Source organism: Cohnella cellulosilytica, from assembly GCF_042431195.1.
Classification (GTDB): Bacteria; Bacillota; Bacilli; order Paenibacillales; family Paenibacillaceae; genus Cohnella; species Cohnella cellulosilytica.
This window is the reverse complement of sequence record NZ_JBHMDN010000069.1, coordinates 94,956-108,274: the sequence shown is the minus strand read 5'-3', so window position 1 is coordinate 108,274 and position 13,319 is coordinate 94,956. Positions and strand designations below refer to the sequence as shown.

Sequence of the window (13,319 nt, the reverse complement as noted above, 5' to 3'; positions counted from 1 at the left end):
TCGCGGACGCCGCTCTCTCCGCCCTTCTTCCCCGATGACTGACTAAGCCGCTTTTCTTTGATTCAGCCACATCCCCAGAAAACCGATCACGCCGGCGACGGAGAGGTAAGCGCAAATCCGATATAGGGTCTGCGGACCGAGATAGTCGAACATCCAGCCGCCGCACAAGCCGGCGACGATGCCCGAGATGCCGCCCCAAGTGAGGGCGTAGATCGCTTGGCCCGTCGCCCGGTACTCGACCGGGATCAGATGGGCCGACAAAGCGGTTCCGACGTAGTAATAACCGCCGAACGTAATGCAGTGCAGAATCTGGATGAAAATAATATGGATCGGACCGCCGACAACCGACATGAGCAGCCAGCGCACGACAAACAGGAGGCTGACGAGAACCAGACAGCCGAGCATCGTCCGCGTCGACTTCTTCAGGAAACGGTCGAACAGCAGAAATACCGGAATTTCGAAGATCGCCGACAGGAACACCGACCAGCCGATCAGCGTGTTGGAGCCGCCCAGATTGGAAATGTACAAGGACACGAACGTCTGGTTGATCGAATTGGGCACCGAGATGAGCACGCCCAGAATGACGAACACGAAGAACACCTTGCTCGACACCATCACCTTCCAGTAGCTCTGCCGCTCTCCCTTCGGCTTCGAGACGACCTTCCCCCTGGGCAAGCCGATCGTGAAGGCGAGCGAGACGAGCATCATCGCCCCATACAGAATCCACAGATTCAGCAGCCCCATCCAGCTGAGCACCGGTCCCGCCAGCACGGCGATGATCGCCCAGCCGAGCGAGCCCCACAGACGGAACGCGCCGAACTTATGCTTCGTGTTCTCGATCGCGTTCAGAATCAGGCTGTTGCTCTGCGAGAAAGTCGGACTGTTGAAGAAAAAGAAAATGAGCATCACGGCGAAAATCACCGCGTATTCCCGAAGCTGGAACACCAAGATCGTAGCGAGCAGATTGCCGATGAGCAGCAGAATGAGAATGCGTCTGACGTTCTGCAGCCGGTCGCTCCAGTAGCCCCAGAACGGATTGGCGAAGATCGAGATGAAGGGTCCTCCGGCCATGATCATGCCGATCTCTACCTTCGACAGTCCGATTTCCTGAAAATATAACGGAAAGAACGACGTCAAAATCGCGATCGTGCCATAGAGAAAAAAGTTGAATCTTTTCAGCGTCGAGAACGATTTGGCGTCCTGTTCGACGGTTGAAGCGGACATCGGACGAACCTCCCCTCTGCGGTAAGCTTCCGATTAGAGCGCGATTGCGGTGGAGAGGGAATGCTCGACGATCTCTTCTCCGCCGACCTCCCGGCCGAGCCGATCGGACAAGTAGATGCCTTCGCTGATCAGCATCGTCTGCAGCGCGATATGCGCCGTCGGCAGCAGCTCGACCCGACCCTGCAGCGCCGCCACCCAATGATGCTGGGACGATTGATAAGCGTCGTAATTCGGCTTCAGATGATTCCACCGGCCGTCCATCTCGTCCAGGTTCACCGTCGCGTTCAGATCCATGTCGCATGCCGTCGTGTGATAGCTGAACGGCGCCAGCACCGTCTGATCGGAGTAGGCCGGCAGCCGGACACCGCCCTTGTTGCCGACGATCGAGCAGCCTTCGATGCTGCCGAGATGAATGCTCCAGGCCTCGCAGATGTCCAGCGTCTCGCCGCTCTCGAACTTCACGAAGCCAAGGCCCAGCTCTTCGACGTCGAATGTCGCCTGCGTTCCGCGCGTCTCGTCGACGGCCATCTCGCGATAGCCTTTGCCCGACACCCGGGCCACCTTGGGCGTACCCAGCAAATACAGCATCTGGGCGATATGATAGACGCCCATATCGATCAACGCCCCGCCGGCGGCGATCTCCTTGTTCAGGAAAGCCGGCGTGCCGTAGCCGTCCACGTATGGGCGGCCCCGGCGGCGATGGCCGGTCGCCCGGGCATGGTACAGCTTGCCGAGCATGCCGCCGTCGATGAGCGCCTTCGCCGCTTTTGTCTCCTTGCGGTACAGCGTGCCGAGCTGCACGTGCAGCTTTCTTCCGGAGGCTTGCGCCGCTTCCAGCATCGTGACGCCGTCGCTGTACGCGCCGGCGATCGGCTTCTCGCAGTAGACGTCCTTGCCCGCCGCGAAAGCCGCAATCGTCACCGGCGAGTGCAGATTGTTATGAAGGCAGACGTCGACCGCTTCGATATCGTCGCGCTGCAGCAGCTCTCGAAAGTCGGTGTAGACGTGCGGAATATTGAACTGCTCGGCCACGCGAGAGGCCTCCTGTCCGTTGACGTCGCAGATTGCGACGACCTCGGCGTCCGCGATGTTCGCGTAATTTCTCAAGTGGGCTTTGCCGATCAGACCCGCTCCGACAATGCCGATACGTACCTTTCTCCCCATCTCTCTTCATCTCCCGCTTTAGGCTGTTCAGGCTTGAACTCCGTTTAAGATCCGCTTCACCGATGCGATTGCCCACTCCATCTCCGCGTACTGATGGCTCGGCGCGTTGTATTCGATGCCCCAATAGCCGTCGTACCCGGCGTCCAGCAGCGTCTTTACGAGCTGAGGGCCTCTGTCGGAAGCCACCGTCTTCCCGTCGAAATGCGTATGATAGACCCACGGCGCGACCAGGCTGTCGCCGATCTCCTCGTCCACATCCCAGCGTCCCATGTGCAGCAGAATGCCGAAGCTCGGATGATTGACGGCCTCCGCCACCCTTTTCAGGTAATGCGGATTTTTTGCCGTTCCCATATGGTTCTCCGGCCCGACGATCAGGCCCAGATCGGCCGCCCTGCGGCTCAGCTCCAGAAACTTGGCGGCGACGTAGTCAAACTGCTCCTCCGTTTCCGGCAGCGAGCTCTTGTCTCCCGTATCGATACGGACCGAGGCGGCTCCCAGCGTTTGCGAGATGCCCAGATAAGCGACCGCGTTGGCGAACAGCCGCTTCCTCCTGTCCGGATCGGCGTCCCACAGATGGGCCCCGTCCACCGCGATGTTGACGACCTGCATCCCCTTCTCGTCGATCGCCTCGCGCAGCTTCCGAATGTAATCCTCGTCCGGCAGCGCGAACATGTCCTGCCGCGAGCCCTCGAACGTTCCGTTCCACAGATCGACCGCGTCCAGTCCGTATCGGTACTTGGACGTCTCCAAATACCCGAAAGTGTCCATCTTGCCTTCCTTCATCGTGTTCGCGAAAGAATACCCGCCAATGCTGATTTTCACGTTAACGCCTCCCTGTTGCGATTTTCCCGACGGTCCTGCCGCATGGGCAATGAAATGCCGACTTTCGCCTTGCCGACCGCATCACCTCCTCTCCTGGAATCAAGCCTCAGCCTTTGATCGCGCCGACCGTCAGCCCTTTGACGAAGAACCGCTGGAAGAACGGATACGCCACGAGAATCGGCAGCACCCCGATGACCGCGATCGCGATCCGGACGCCCTGCGTCGGCAGCGCGCTTCCGTCCACCCGTCCCGAATAATCCACGTTCTGAAGCAAATACTGCACGTTCAGCAGAATCGTGTTCAGCAGCACCTGAATGCTGTAGAGGCGGCTGTCGGAAATATAAATCAGGCCGTTGTACCAATCGTTCCAATAGTTGATCACCTGGAACAATCCAACCGTAGCCAGTACCGGCAGCGACAGCGGCAGCACCATTTGCACGAAGATTCTGAATTCTCCGGCCCCGTCGATATACGCCGATTCGAGCACGGCCCCGGGAACCGACACCGTGAAGAAGGTCCGCAGCAGGATGACGTAAAAGGCGCCGATCAGCAGCCCCGGGACGATCAGGGCCAACAGCGTGTTGTCGATGTCGAAGACGTTGGCGTAGATCAGGTAGGTCGGGACCAGCCCCCCGTTAAAGAGCATCGTGAAGAAGACGAAGAACGAGAAGAAGCCGCGAAATGGCAAATCTCTCTTGGACAGCGGATACGCGAGCAGCGTCATCAGGATCAGGCTGGCGAACGTCCCGACGACGGTAATCAGCACGGACACGCCGTAAGCGTTGAAAATATCGCCGGATTTCTCGAAAATAAACCGGTAGCTCTCCAGGCTCAATTCGCTCGGAAAGAACGAGTAGCCGTCCCGGATAATCGCGTTCTCGTCCGTGAACGAAGCCGATACGAGCAGCAGGAACGGAACGATGCAGGCCAGGGCGATCAGCGCGAACAGCGCATTGAGGGCGCCTTGCTCCAGCGCGTTTCTCTTCACAGGGTTCGCCTCCTTCTAGAACAACGAATTGTCCGAATTGATTTTTTTGACGACGGAGTTCGCGAAGAGAATGAGCGCGAAGCCGACGACCGACTGGTAGAAGCCGGCGGCGGACGCCATCCCGATGTCCCCGCTCTTGAGCAGCGCGCGGTAGACGTACGTATCGAGCACGTTCGTCGTCGGCAGCAGCGGCCCGGAGTCCATCGGCACCTGGTAGAACAGGCCGAAGTCCGCGTAGAAAATCCGTCCGATCTGCAGCAGCGTCATAATGACGATGACCGGCGTCAGCGAAGGCAGCGTAATGTGGACCGTTTGCCTGAGCTTGCTCGCCCCGTCGATTCGCGCCGCCTCGTAATATTCGTGGTCGATGCCGACGACCGCGGCGAAGTAGATGATGCACAGATACCCGGCGTTATGCCACACCTTGACGATCGTCAGAATGGCCGGCCAATATTTCGGCTCCGCGTACCACATGATCGGGTCGATGCCGAGGGCGGGCAGCACGGAATTGTTGACGAAGCCGGTCTCCATGCTGAGCAGGGAGAACACCAGGTAGCCGATAATGACCGTCGAGATCAGATAGGGCAGCAAAATCGCGCTCTGGTAGAACCTCTGCAGGAAGCGGTTTTTCAGCTCGTTCAGCAAGATGGCCAGGCCGACTGCAAGGACCAGGTTCAGCGCGATGAAGCCGGCGTTGTACAGAATGGTATTGCGCGTTATGACGTACGCCTCCGACGTCTTGAACAAATATTCGAAATTGCGGAAGCCGATCCAGTCTCCGCCGAACACGCCTTTGGAGAAGTCGATCTCCTTGAACGCGATCACAATTCCGAACATCGGAATGTAGTTGTTGATCAGCAGGTAGAGGAATCCGGGCAGGATCATCAAATACAGCACCTTGTATTGCTTGAGCTTGCGGATGACGGACTGGCTCAATCCTAGCGTCATGTAATCCCTTCCTCTCTTTTTTTGGCGGCTGCCGGATGAGTCTTCTCTTTCTCCCCTCGAATGTAAGCGCTATACCAAACGGACCGATTGCACCCGGAAATTCTCTTCTTCCCCTCCCTCTCTTATTAATTTTTCCAGTGGACGAATTAATTAGATTCAGCTGTTTTGTCTTTCGAACCGATTTGTGTCCATTATATTGACGGCCGCGAGCGATTGTCAACGGATTATTTTTTATTTTTAGAAAATTTGCAATTTATCACAAAGGAAGGGGCCGTCCGGACCGCTCGAACGGACGATCTCTCGTTGACAGCCCATAATGCATTCTCTATAATCGCATTGACGCAAGGAATTCGCATTCCGCCGCGATCCGGGGACATGGAGACGTAAACGATGATCAAAATCGGCAATCAGCAAATGCTGCGGGAAATCAATATTTCCACGCTGCTTCATACGATTTTTGAGCATGGGCCGATATCCCGGGTCGAATTATCGCGCAAGACCAAGCTTAGTCCCACCACCGTGTCGGTGCTGATCGAGGAGATGATCCGCGAGCAGCTCGTCCACGAGATCGGCATGTCCGGCAGCGGGGTCGGCCGCAAAATGACGCTGCTGAACATTCGCCCGGACGGCGGCTACGTCGTCGGGATCGATCTGTCCAGCTCCCCCCAGACCGCCGTGCTGCTGGATCTCAACGGCAAGCTGATCGCCAACCGCAGCATGAAGCCCGTGGTCGGCGAAGAGGCGTGCCGGACCGATCTGGTCGAGCAAATCCGGGAGTTTCTGCGGCAGCAGAAAATTTCGCCCGAACACATCAAGCGCATCGGCATTTCGATTCCGGGACGGCTTGACGACACGCAGAGCGTCGTCATGACCTCCCGATTTTTGCAGCTGCAGCAGTTTCCTTTGGTCCGAATTCTCGAGGAGGCCTTGTCCGTTCCCGTCCTGCTGACGAACGACCTGGACGCCGCCGGCTTCGCGGAACGGTTCAGCGGGGCGGCCAAAGGCGACCACTCGATCATCTTCCTGCTCGTCGGTTACGGAACCGGAGCCGGGCTCGTGCTGAACGGGGAAGTCTACCACGGCTCCAACGGAGCCGCCGGGCGAACGCCGTTTTTCGCCCCCTACTGCACGCCTATTCTGGCCGATCGGCTCAAGGCAGAGTTTCCCGAGCGCTTCGCGGCGCTGTCGGCCGACGATACGGTGCTGGCTTACGCCGACCTGGCGCTGGAGGGCGTGGAGCCCTTCCGCTCGCAGGTCGACGATATGATCCGCGATCTGGCCGACTACTGCGGCAAAATGCTGCAGATGATCAATCCCCAGAAGCTGATTCTGGGCGGCTGGATGATCAACCACGGACCGCTGTTCGAGCGGCTCGTCGCCGCCATTCACGAATCCGAGAACTCGCCGTACGGGGCGACCCCGGTCGTCGTTCTGCACTGGAAGGAATGCGGAGCCGCCCTCGGCGCGGCCATGCTCGGCCTTCACGAGATTTTCAAGCAGAAGACGGTCCAATAGCCGCCCGCGAGCCTCGCAAAATAGAGCGGGGCTGATCTATGAATCAGGCAGCTTGGAAAATCGAGATAGAAAAGGGGTATGTATCTCCCGGAGAGCGAAGCGCCTGCCTCATACGGTCATGAAATCACCCTGTCACGGGTTAATCGATTCCAATTTCATGACCGTATCAGCAGCGTAGGGAGATACATACCCCGTTCTTATTCATCGATGATTCCAAACGTTGTCCCTGATAGATCAGCCCCGCTTTTTTGCCGCGCTCGGGCGGCTCAGCCGTCGACGAAGTCGATCTTGATCGCCGTCTTGTCGTCGGCGACCTTCAGCCGCGTATACAGGCCCTGCTGCGACTCGTCGTATTCGTTCGCGATCAGCCAGTCGACATAGCCGGCCAACCCTTTCCCGTCGATCAGCGCCGTCATGTCGGCCATTGCCGGGGCGGGCTCTCCCGCCTTGCGGGGGAGGAATAAGCCGTCGGTCACCAGCAAAACGGAGGCCAGCTGAATGCGGTTGATATACCCATGCTCGACGTAGCGCTCCAGTGCCGGATCTCCGTTCAGAATGGCGTAGCCTTCCGGCGTGTTTGTCTTCAGCCGGTTCATCTTGATGACCTCGTACACGCGGCGGCGCACCTCCTCCGGAGGCAGATCTTCCTGCGTGTACCGCTCCCACAGCCGACGCGAATTCTCGTCGAAATGGTCGACCTGGTCGTGAGTCACCGTACGAACCGTTCCGTCCTTGTACGTCGCGATCAGCATGCAGTCGCCCGTCTGGGCGTACTCGATCTGGTGCTCCCCGATGCGGACGACGGCGATTCCCGCCGCCCATACCGCCTGCTTGTCGTCGGCGTCCACGCCGCGCTCGATCATCTCCGCCCGAATGCTCGAGTTGGCCTGCAGAACCAGGCTTCTCAGCGAGATATCCGGGCCATTGGCCGCTTCGAATACGCGCTGAGCCGTGCGGGAGGCCAGGTACCCTCCCGTCTCGCTGCCGTCCGCGGCGGCCAGCGACGTCGCTCCGTCCAATACGCCGTAAATCCGCTCCTTCCCGTTCAGAATCAAAGCGTCCTCATTCCACTCGTTGCATCCCTGCACCGACAGATGTTCGATTTTCACCTTTCGTATCCCCTTCCGGCCGCTAGGGCGTGCATGCATACACTCCCTAATGCCGCAATCTTTTTCGCAGCGCTTCCGGCGAGACGTCCGGAGACGACTCCAGCCATTCCTGATCGCCGCTGTATTTATTCCACGCGCTCTCGTCCTCGACGGTCGGATATTTCACGGCGAAGCGATCCTTCAAGCGCATAATCGCGTTCTCCCTCTCGGTCAATTCGCCCGACTTCAGCAGACGCTTGGCCACGTCGCCGCGGGCGGGAATCAGCGAAGCGTCGCGCATGAGCCGGGATTGCACGCTCTCGTCCAGCATGTACCGGACGCAGTCCCAGGCGAGGTCCTCCTCTTCCGAGGCCGGCGACAGCACGGCAAGCCCGCTGATCTCCGGCAGCAGGTCCGCCTGGCCCGGCTCTCCCGGAAGCGGAACAATGCCGAACTCGAACTTGCCGCCGATATATTTCTCCAGCGTCGGCCTTTTCCTCGACGTTGCGAGCAGCATGCCCGCTTTGCCGTAAATGAATTGGCTTGCCGCCATTTGGTGCTGCAGCGGAGGCGTAATTCGATCCGCGTTCAGGTACTCCCTCCACCGCTCGAAGCTGTCGAGAATTTTCTCTTCGCTTCGCCCGCCGACCGCGGGATCGTAAGCCATGTTCAAGTGATGCCAGGCCATGTTCGCATCGGCGACGAGCCCCCAAATATCGGTCCGGCCATCCCGGTCGATATCCTTCGTAAGCGCTCGCCCCGCCGTCCCGATCGCCGGCCAATCCGCCAGCGTCTCGTCTACCTGCGCGGCGTTGAACAGATTCCGATTGCCGTAGAGGACGGGCACGCTCCCGCCAAGCGGCGCCGCCCATGCGGTTCCCCCGTTCGAGAACGCGGCGGCGAAAGGCTCCGATACCCGCTTCCACAGCTCCGGGCCGATCCGCTCGCCGACCGGCAGCATCGCCCCGCGGTTGACCAGCTGCATCACCCCGTACGTGCTGCCGATCTCCGCGAGCTGCGGCGCGGCGTTGGCCGACACGGCCGTCAGCAGCTCCTCGTACAGCGTTTTCCACGAGCGGAAAACCCGCAGATTAACGTTAACTCCCGAATGCTCCATCTCGTACCGGTCGAAAAATCCAGCCAGCTCCTCGCTGTAGATCCAGACGTTCAGCGACCGGGATTGTCCCGTCTCCCGTTCCGAGCCGGACCGCTGGCTGGAAGCGACGATCATATAGGCGACTGCGCAGCCGACGACAAGCATAAATCCGACGAGCAGGCTGAATCGCTGTTTCATCTCGGTTACCCCTAACGCGCGTTCGTTATGGAACCCAGTATATCACACGACTTACACGTTCATTTCCTTGCGCCCGGACACGAAGTAGGCGATCAGGAGAGAAACCAGCGTCGTCAGCGACAGAATCGACGCCAGCGCCGCCCCCGTGCCGTAGTTGGACGTGAACACCTCGCTGTAGATCGTCACCGAGATCGTCGCCGTCGCCCCGAAGTAGAGCACGATCGTCGAACTCAGCTCGTTGATCGTCGTAATCCAGCTCAGAATGCCGCCCGACGCGACGCCCGGAGCCATCAGCCTGGCCGTCGTCTTGAAGAACGTCTTCGCCGGCGGCACGCCGAGACTGATCGACGCCTCCTCCACGTTGCGGTCGAGCTGATGGAGAATCGCCGTGCTCGAGCGGATCGTGTAAGGAATTTTCCTGATAATATAAGCAATGACGAGAATGACCCATGTGCCCGTCAGCACGATCGGAGGCTTGTTGAAGGCGATGATCAGGCTGATCCCGAGCACCGTTCCCGGCATGACGTACGGCAGCATCAGAATGCTGTCCATCGCGGCCGTCAGCTTCGACTTGCGGCGCACCAGGACGTAGGCGATCAGCATTCCGGCCACGACCATAATAAGGATCGAGATGATCGAATACGTGTACGTATTGATGATCGCTTTCGGCACCCGGAACAAAATTTCCCGATAGCTGTCCAGACTGAACCCTTTGTGGAACACCGGCCCTTTCTTCTTGATGAAGGAGGTCACGATCACCGTCGCTTGCGGAATGATGGAGACGGTGACGACGGCCAACGCTCCCAGCGTCAGCAGAAATTTCGGCAGCGGGCGGAGCTGCTTCACCTTGGGGGTCCGCATGCCGGACATCGCATAGTTTTTGCGCGAGACGATGTACCGCTGCGCGAACAGAATCAGCGTCGTGCACAGAATCAGCACGACGCTGAGCGTGCTGGCCATCGCCGCGTTGCCGCCCAGCTCGCTGATGAACTGCTCGTAAGCGAGAATAGGCAGCGTTTTATACCCTTGTCCGATCAGCATCGGCGTGCCGAAGTCGGCGAACGAAGCCATGAACACCATGAGCGCCCCGGCCGACAGCGTCGGGAAGATCAAGGGCAGCGTCACGGTGCGCAGCCGCTTCCAGGCGGACATTCCGAGGCTTTCCGCGGCTTCCTCCAGAGACGTGTCGATCGTCTTCAGCGCCCCGGACACGTACAAATAAATGTGCGGATACAGCTGCAGCGTAAACACGAACACGATGCCGTGCATGCCATAGATCGACTTGATGTGAAGGCCGATATCGTGCAGGAAATTCGTAATGAAGCCGTTGTTGCCCAGCATCAGAATCCACGAATACGCGCCGATGAACGGCGGAGAAACGAGAGACATAATAATCAGAATGTGCATAAGTCCCTTAAAGCGGACATTGTAGCGCGTCGTGACGTAAGCCATCGGAACGCCGATCAGAATCGCGAAGAAGGTTGCCAGTCCCGATACGGCGAAGCTGTGCCACAGCGCGTTGCGAAAATATTTCAACGTCGCGAAGTCGACATAGTTCTGCAGCGAGAACGCGCCGTTCTCGTCGTAGAAGCTCGTCGCCATCAGCGAGAACAGCGGGTACACGATAAACAAGGCCAGAAACACGTAGACGAGCAGCGTCACCCAGCCCCAGAAATCCCATACCTGCAGACTAAGCCGTTTCCAGACCGGCGCTTGAATCGTCTTGGCTTGCACGGTACACGGCCTCCTTCCCCGTCTCGTCGAAGATGACCGCCCGGTCCAGGCGCAGGTCGACGAACACGCTCATCTTCTCCCGCAGCATCCGGCGCGGCTCGACCGAATGGACGGAAGCCTCGAGCCTCTGCCCGTCGGCCAGACGAATGCCGTAGCTCACCTTCTCGCCAAGGAACGTCACCGTCTCGATTTCCCCGGGAAGCTCCTCCTCGTGTCCCCGCTGCACGGCCACGCCGACATTTTCGGGCCTTACCGAGATCAGAACTTCGCCCTCGTAAGCCGCAGCCAGCTTCATCGTCTTCGACACGCCCTGGACCCCGATTTGAGCCGATCCGGTCGCGGCGCTGTACGGGCCGCTCGTTCCGCGCACGAAATTCGACGTTCCGATAAAGTTGGCCACAAAGCGATTGGACGGATACGAATAAATTTCGTGAGGCAGGCCGATCTGCTGCACGCGCCCCTCGCTCAGAACGGCGATGCGGTCCGACACCGCCAGCGCTTCCTCCTGATCGTGCGTGACGTAGATCGTCGTAATGTTCAGATCCTTCTGCAGCTTGCGAATGTCCGAACGCATCTTGATCCGCAGCTTGGCGTCCAGGTTGGAGAGCGGCTCGTCCATCAGCAGCAGGCTCGGGCGGATGACGATCGCTCTCGCCAGCGCGATGCGCTGCTGCTGGCCGCCGCTCATGTTCGACGGCGCCCGGTCGCGCAGATGGCCCAGCTCGACCATCTCCAGCGCCTCCATGACGCGCTCCTCGATCTCCTTTTTGTTCACCTTGCGCGCCCGAAGACCGTAAGCGACATTCTCGAACACGGTCATATGGGGGAAAATCGCATAGTTCTGGAACACCATTCCGATGTCGCGGTTGTGCGTCGGCACGTCGTTCATCAGCCGCTCCCCGAAATAGAGATTGCCCTCCTCCTGCTTGTAGAACCCGGCAATCGTGCGCAGCAGCGTCGTCTTGCCGCAGCCACTCGGTCCGAGGAGCGTGAAAAACTCGCCTTCCTCGATTTTGAAATGCGCGTCGTTCACCGCTTTGCTCTGTCCGAAATATTTCGTAACGTGTTCGAATGTGACGCTCTGCATGTCGATCTGTCCTTTCTTGCGATAAAGAAAGGAAGGCTTCCCGACCTCGATCGTCTGTCGGGCCGCCTTCCGATCCGGCGTTTATTTGTCTTGTCCCGTTACGATCCGGGTAAACTTCTTGATGACCTCGTCCTTGTTCTGGGAAGCCCAGTCGAAATCGTAGTCGACCAGCTTGATGTCCTTGGAAGCCGGAATGCCCTGCGTCTCGGTGGCGTCCGTGCGGACCGGCCGGCGCTTGAACTCCTTCTGCAGCATATCCTGCACGTCCTTGCTCACGGCGAAGTCGACGAACGCTTTCGCGTTCTCCATGTTTTTGGCGCCTTTGATGACCGCGAGCCCGTCCGGGACGGCCGAGGTTCCCTCCGCGGGATAGATGATGCCGACGTTCGCGCCGCCCTCAAGGTTGCGCAGCGCCGCTTCCTCCAGCGTCACGCCAAGCGTGAATTCCTTGTCGGCCACGCCCTTGTAGACCATCGAGGAGCCGCTCAGCATTTTGCCGTCCAGATTGTCCAGGAAGCTCTTCACGAATTCCCAGCCCTTGCCGTCGTCCCGTCCGAACGCCGACAGGAACGTCACGATCTGCGTGAACGAGGAGCCGGATTTCGCCGGATCGGCGAAGGCGATTTTGCCCTTCCATTTCGGGTCCAGCAGATCCTGCCAGCCCTGCGGCTCCTCGCCCTCTTTCACGAGGTCCTTGTTGTACATAATGATCATCGGAAGCGCCGAGAACGGCGTAAAATGATTCGCGCTGTCCTTGTAAGCGTCGCCGATATTGGCCGCTTCCTTCGTCTCGTAGACTTCGAAATATTGACCGTACGCGGCCAGAGACTCGGCCCCGCCTCCGAAGAAGACGTCGCCCAGCGGGTTGCTCTCCTCCGCCTGCACCCGCTTGAGCAGCTCGCCCGTTCCTCCGGAGATCAGCTCGACCTCGATGCCCGTGCGCGTCTGGAACTCCTTGAGAATCGGATTGTTGATCTCCGCCTGGTTCGGAGAATAGATCGTCACCTTGCCGCCCAGCTTCGCTCCGCCGTCCGGCGCCGCGCTGCTCGCGGATTCGGACGCCTGGCCCGCCTCGGGGCTTGCGCTTCCCTTCGGATCGTTGGACCCGCATCCTGCCAACAAGCTTACTGACAGCGCTGTCACGACCGCGCCGGCGTACCATTTCTTTCTCATGTCGGACCCTCCTCGATTTCGTGTCCCGCTCGGGATAGCTTTACTATACAAGCCCTATGGCAGCGCTCTCAATGCGACAAAATTGCAGGATCGTTTAATATTTTGCCGCGGCGCCGCCAGAGATTGCGGCGAATTCCGGCGCCGCCGATTCGGTTCGGTTCGCTTCGCTTTGAAGACAACGACAAACTAAGCGCATCTCGTTAAGCCTGTCCGCGGAGCCGCGGGTTCGGCCGACAAGCGCTTAGTTTGTCCATCCTTCCAATATATCCGTCCCCCCGGCTG

Annotated in this window: 11 protein-coding genes; 1 reads left to right on the top strand and 10 read right to left on the bottom strand. The window is 59.1% G+C overall.

Annotation, left to right across the window (positions count from 1 at the left end):
- Nucleotides 1-42 precede the first annotated feature (42 nt).
- The 5 genes from ACFFT4_RS30750 to ACFFT4_RS30730 form a co-directional block, all read right to left on the bottom strand.
- A complete protein-coding gene (locus tag ACFFT4_RS30750) occupies nucleotides 43-1,224 on the bottom strand; it encodes an MFS transporter (RefSeq protein WP_378052951.1) in 1,182 nt (393 codons plus the stop codon).
- Between the two features lie 33 nt (nucleotides 1,225-1,257).
- The gene (locus ACFFT4_RS30745; RefSeq protein WP_378052950.1) at nucleotides 1,258-2,388 is read right to left on the bottom strand and encodes a Gfo/Idh/MocA family protein; all 1,131 of its coding nucleotides are present in this window, start codon (nucleotides 2,386-2,388) and stop codon (nucleotides 1,258-1,260) included.
- A gap of 27 nt (nucleotides 2,389-2,415) precedes the next feature.
- Nucleotides 2,416-3,210 (bottom strand): sugar phosphate isomerase/epimerase family protein, encoded by a 795-nt coding sequence (locus ACFFT4_RS30740; protein WP_378052949.1) that lies wholly within the window; start codon nucleotides 3,208-3,210, stop codon nucleotides 2,416-2,418.
- 106 nt (nucleotides 3,211-3,316) lie between these two features.
- Entirely contained in the window at nucleotides 3,317-4,198 is an 882-nt protein-coding gene (locus tag ACFFT4_RS30735; RefSeq protein ID WP_378052948.1) for a carbohydrate ABC transporter permease, read from the bottom strand.
- 15 nt (nucleotides 4,199-4,213) lie between these two features.
- On the bottom strand, nucleotides 4,214-5,146 hold the full coding sequence (locus tag ACFFT4_RS30730) for an ABC transporter permease (RefSeq protein WP_378052947.1): 933 nt from the start codon (nucleotides 5,144-5,146) through the stop codon (nucleotides 4,214-4,216).
- A 390-nt stretch (nucleotides 5,147-5,536) separates the two neighbouring features.
- Here ACFFT4_RS30730 and ACFFT4_RS30725 point away from each other — a divergent pair, with 390 nt between their 5' ends.
- Nucleotides 5,537-6,661, top strand: coding sequence for an ROK family transcriptional regulator (locus ACFFT4_RS30725; RefSeq protein ID WP_378052946.1), 1,125 nt, complete (start codon nucleotides 5,537-5,539; stop codon nucleotides 6,659-6,661).
- 266 nt (nucleotides 6,662-6,927) lie between these two features.
- Here ACFFT4_RS30725 and ACFFT4_RS30720 read toward each other — a convergent pair whose 3' ends face one another.
- The 5 genes from ACFFT4_RS30720 to ACFFT4_RS30700 all read right to left on the bottom strand — a co-directional run bounded on the left by ACFFT4_RS30720 (nucleotide 6,928) and on the right by ACFFT4_RS30700 (nucleotide 13,037).
- The gene (locus ACFFT4_RS30720; RefSeq protein WP_378052945.1) at nucleotides 6,928-7,770 is read right to left on the bottom strand and encodes a protein phosphatase 2C domain-containing protein; all 843 of its coding nucleotides are present in this window, start codon (nucleotides 7,768-7,770) and stop codon (nucleotides 6,928-6,930) included.
- Nucleotides 7,771-7,816: 46 nt separating this feature from the next.
- Nucleotides 7,817-9,043 (bottom strand): ABC transporter substrate-binding protein, encoded by a 1,227-nt coding sequence (locus ACFFT4_RS30715; protein WP_378052944.1) that lies wholly within the window; start codon nucleotides 9,041-9,043, stop codon nucleotides 7,817-7,819.
- A gap of 51 nt (nucleotides 9,044-9,094) precedes the next feature.
- A complete protein-coding gene (locus ACFFT4_RS30710; protein WP_378052943.1) occupies nucleotides 9,095-10,777 on the bottom strand; it encodes an ABC transporter permease in 1,683 nt (560 codons plus the stop codon).
- Nucleotides 10,734-11,864, bottom strand: a complete 1,131-nt coding sequence (locus ACFFT4_RS30705) for an ABC transporter ATP-binding protein (RefSeq protein ID WP_378052942.1) — start codon at nucleotides 11,862-11,864, stop codon at nucleotides 10,734-10,736. Before ACFFT4_RS30705 ends, ACFFT4_RS30710 begins: the two co-directional genes overlap by 44 nt.
- 81 nt (nucleotides 11,865-11,945) lie before the next feature.
- Complete coding sequence (locus tag ACFFT4_RS30700; protein ID WP_378052941.1) at nucleotides 11,946-13,037, bottom strand: ABC transporter substrate-binding protein; 1,092 nt, start codon at nucleotides 13,035-13,037, stop codon at nucleotides 11,946-11,948.
- Nucleotides 13,038-13,319: the final 282 nt, after the last annotated feature.

What these genes read in the sequence shown, in the direction of transcription:
- ACFFT4_RS30700 (WP_378052941.1), bottom strand. Translation starts at nt 13,037, where the DNA reads ATGAGAAAGAAATGGTACGCCGGCGCGGTCGTGACAGCGCTGTCAGTA.
- ACFFT4_RS30745 (WP_378052950.1), bottom strand. Translation starts at nt 2,388, where the DNA reads ATGGGGAGAAAGGTACGTATCGGCATTGTCGGAGCGGGTCTGATCGGC.
- ACFFT4_RS30750 (WP_378052951.1), bottom strand. Translation starts at nt 1,224, where the DNA reads ATGTCCGCTTCAACCGTCGAACAGGACGCCAAATCGTTCTCGACGCTG.
- ACFFT4_RS30730 (WP_378052947.1), bottom strand. Translation starts at nt 5,146, where the DNA reads ATGACGCTAGGATTGAGCCAGTCCGTCATCCGCAAGCTCAAGCAATAC.
- ACFFT4_RS30725 (WP_378052946.1), top strand. Translation starts at nt 5,537, where the DNA reads ATGATCAAAATCGGCAATCAGCAAATGCTGCGGGAAATCAATATTTCC.
- ACFFT4_RS30705 (WP_378052942.1), bottom strand. Translation starts at nt 11,864, where the DNA reads ATGCAGAGCGTCACATTCGAACACGTTACGAAATATTTCGGACAGAGC.
- ACFFT4_RS30715 (WP_378052944.1), bottom strand. Translation starts at nt 9,043, where the DNA reads ATGAAACAGCGATTCAGCCTGCTCGTCGGATTTATGCTTGTCGTCGGC.